The organism is Shewanella sp. SG41-4, assembly GCF_014164505.1.
Classification (GTDB): Bacteria; Pseudomonadota; Gammaproteobacteria; order Enterobacterales; family Shewanellaceae; genus Shewanella.
Window position 1 is genome coordinate 1 of sequence record NZ_JACJFI010000296.1, and the last position, 4,288, is coordinate 4,288.

2 protein-coding genes are annotated in these 4,288 nt (G+C 40.7%); both read right to left on the bottom strand.

Features of this window, described 5'->3' with window-relative positions:
- Nucleotides 1-732, bottom strand: a 732-nt coding sequence (locus tag H5202_RS18420) for a cysteine peptidase family C39 domain-containing protein (RefSeq protein ID WP_443019439.1), incomplete at its 3' end; no start/stop codon positions are given.
- A gap of 97 nt (nt 733-829) precedes the next feature.
- The coding region (locus H5202_RS18425) for a beta strand repeat-containing protein (RefSeq protein WP_182773352.1) at nt 830-4,288 on the bottom strand (3,459 nt) is incomplete at its 5' end.

The following is a 4,288-nucleotide window of genomic DNA, read 5'->3' on the forward strand; positions in this document are numbered from 1 at the left end:
AGAAGAGACAATAATGTCAACTTTTTTGCCAGCGATATCGATTAAGTAGCTTCGAAGTTGGCGCATAATAAAGTCAAATAAATAGGCTATGCTTGCCCCAATAGCTAATACCCAAAGCGACTCAAACGCTAAGTTTGGTACTACTTTATCATAGACGTTCATAATGAACAGCGGTGACACTAGCGCAAATAAATTGACCAATACCGATGCAATAAGTGCATCACGATAAATGGGCGCTGAGTCTTTAATGCTTTGCATTAACCAGTGTGTACTGTTGTCATGTAGATGGACGTCGAAACTTTTATCGCCACGATAATCTTGTTTTACGAGAAATAAGTATCCTACATATAAAGACTCTAAGGCTTCAAGTGTCAGCGTATCTTCGCCACCAGTTTCTGGCAATTGAATAACAGCTTTATCATTTTCTAAATCAATCTCTCTTAACACGCATGCTTTTTTATCTTTAAATAATAAAATGCACGGTAATAATATTTCTGAAATTTGATTTAAGTCTTTACGTGATAATTTTGCCGACAATCCTGCTCTAGCTGCAGCTTGTGGTACTAATTCTGGAGAGATAACTGAGCTTGACAATGGTAAGCCCGCTGCCAAAGAATCAATAGAACAAGGGCTGCCAAAGTGTTCTGTCAGCAATACTAAACAATCGAGTAGCGGATCAACCGTTACGCGCTGTGAGGCAGAAATCTTCCACTGCTCGCTTGTTTTAGACACAGTTATAGGCACCTAATAAAAGTCCTTAATTTATTATTGTTAGAAATAACTTTTCGTGCGTCACATAATACTATGTGACGCAGTCAATGTGTTGTTATTAAGGAATAATATTTCCACTGTACTGATCATAAAGATCAGGATGTGTGGTTCCTGGTGAAGGTGCTGGATTCTCTGTTGGTGTATCAACAATGAGTGCACCGTCATTTAACAATCCGCTGATAATAACACCATCGGTTGTTGCGCCATATTGCTGCGATAGATCAACACCATCTAGTATTATCACTTGGTCAACGATACCGTCTTTATCTGCGTCGATTGAGATTGTGGTATTACCATTACTGAACGAGAAGTCTAGATAATCATCCAAATTACCATTCTGTTCATTTTGCAATAAATCGCTGATATGAAGCGTATCATTGTTCACTTCGAAATCTTTAATAATATCAGTGCCCTTATCACCTTTAGACCACACAAAGGTATCACTGCCTAATCCACCGATTAGCGTGTCGTTGCCTAAACCGCCGATAAGAACGTCATTACCTTCGCCACCATAAATAGTATCATTACCGCCTTGACCGAATAAGATGTCGTCTCCGATACCGCCATCTAAAATGTCATTGCCGTCATTGGTATTATTGATATTAAATTCATTAACATGAGTACGAATATATTCATGTACAGCTTGCACATCAATATCAGCAGCATTTTGGCCAGTTTTATCCGCAATGTAAGTTTGTAGTGCAACGTATCCTTGTTCAGATGAACCACTAAATTTAACTAGGTCACCAAATATAATGTCATCGCCTTGATTACCAATCGTATTATCGTCACCTTGGGATTGTAATGTCTCAGAGCCTGTAATAACGCTTGATAGATCTGATACGTCGATAGAAGCTCGGACAAAGCCATCTGTATCATATAACTTTAAGTTGGCTTCATTAACCGTAGTGCTACCGTTAGCGCTTGCTAAGCTGATTGCTTCAACTTCCGACACTGCAGCGAGTAAGTTAAATGCATGTTGCGCCTGTGCGGTTGTATTTGTACCATTGTCTGTAAAACTGCTAACAACGTTACCGTTAAAGCTTAGTTGTCCAATTTTAGCGCCTGTGTATGGCGAATAGACAGCACCGCTAGCGTTGACAATAACTTGACCATCTATGCTGATGATTTTACCTTTAGAATAGTTATTAGAAGTCAACAAACTACTTAAGGTTTGATAGCTACTAGTCGAAACATCATAACTCATTAATACTGTTGAAGTATTAGTATCAACTGTTTGCGCATTTGGTGAACCATCAGTAATGAAGTAAGAAATATTATTTCCAACATTATTTAACACTGTGCTGCTAGTAAACCAATTTATTGCAGACTCAAAACCAGCTTCATAGTTAGTGGAACCACTCGCGCTCATTTTTGCTAATTCAGTAAGCAGTGTTTGGACCGCGTTAGCATCGTCCATATTTACTGATACAGAGTAATTTGACCCAGTTGCAAAATTAGTCAGCAAGACATTTACTTTTCCACTATGCGAACTCGTTGCGCTATTAGCAAGTGAGTTAAAGACTGCTTCGAGCTCCGTTTTAGCTTCTGCAACAACGCCAGCCATACTACCGGATGTATCAAAGATAAATGCGATATTATAGTTTTCGCCAGCAACAATCTGTAAGCCCTGTTGATCGCTCACAATGATATCGTTATTAACAGTTCCTTTAATCACATCGTTGCCTGGATTACCAGTGTACTTCTCATAAATAGTTCCTGAATCAGATTCTCCAACAATGTTAATCGTTACTGTCGCTGTATCGGTTGCGCCGTATTGATCAGTGACTGTATAAGTAAAAGTATCAGTTGCAAGTTGCCCAGCGGTAAGTGCTTCAAATGAATCGTTTGTATCATATGAATAAGTACCATCACTGTGGATAGTTAATAATGCACCGCTTGGTAATATAACTACTTGGCCATCAGTTACTGCCGAGCCATTAACATCGGTAAGTGCAAATGTATTTCCTTGAGCATCAGAGTCATTGTTAAGTAGACCTTGATTTGCGTTAGAAATGGTCAATACACCATCTTCCGACACTAAGTAGGTTCCCATAATAGCTGGACCAGATGCAGTAACACTTGTTAGGAAATAGTCAGATGAGTCAGATAATGCTGGGCCACCATTTGCTTCACTAATTGTTTTAGTTGCTTCAAAGACGAGCTGGTCAAAAACAATATTTCCGGTATTAATACTGAAAGTACCAATGTCACCAGCGGCCGTTTTAAATGTCTCACTTGCGACAAGTTGACCATTGTAATAAGCCTTCCAAATACCTTGTTCACCATTGTTCTCACTCGAGAACATGTTAGATACGCTAAATGTAGCTTGATTCACTAAGCCATTAAAATCAATAACGACTGCTTCCGATGTACCTGTCGCCGAATTATATTCTATTTGTCCAGCGATTTGATCGGAGGTACGAGGTGAACCTGTAACGCCGAGTTTGTTAGAACCAGATTCAATGTTTATTGCGCCCATTGAACCATCAGCTGTGCGAGCCGAAATTGTCATTAAGCTCTGGCCGTTTGACTGAGGAATAACCCAAGCAGTACTTGCACCAGTGGTAACTGAATATGATGAACCTGGAATATCATCGTTCGCATCAACGTTGTTTATAATTGCGTTGTCAGTAACGGTAATAGATTCATTACCAGCAGCATCAGTTTGAGATATCTCAGCAGTAATTTGCTCTCCTGCAGGAGGTACATCTGCAGTCCATGAAATCTCACCATTGTTATAACTGAAAGCAACATTTGGTATTGAACCATCTAAATTCACTAATTGACCATTTTCTAATTTCAGATCAAATGACACTTCAATGCCATTAACAGTGATAGATATTGAAACAAAGCCGCCTGCAGTAAGATCTGCATGATCTGCCTCTGCTTTAATTTGTATTCCACTACCATTGGCTAATATTTCATTATTATTTAACCAGCCATCTCCAGGTGTACCGTCATCAACAATAATAATTGACAATGCTGATGGAGCCGTTTTATCGACCCCTTCTTTATCTGTCGCGATAACCGATAGATTACCTGCTGCATCAGTGACTTGTGCCGTAACATTCACTTCAGTTGCGCCTGGTGCAACAGGGACTTCAACCGCGTAGCCATTATTCAGCATCGCTTGAGTCACTGTTACGGTAGCTAATACGTTGCCGCTGCCATCAGTCACCACTAGCGTGTCACCGATCTGAGTGCCGGTCGCTAAGGTTACCGTCGCAGTGACAGTGCCGTCAGTGCCTATTTCGCTGGCGTTATAGATGCCATCGCTGCCCATGCCGCTGAATTCAACGATTGGTGCAGGTGCCATGGTGGCATCAACAGGTTGTGTATCTGTTGCGGTTGCAGATGGGTTACCCGCAATATCAATCACTTGCGCGGTAACATCAACATCAGTTGCGCCTGCAGTGACAGGCACTTCAACGTCAAAGCCGTTGTCGAGCATGTCTTGAGTGACAGGGCCGTTAAATAGGGTGTTGCCATTGCCGTCAGTGACAATCAAGGTGTC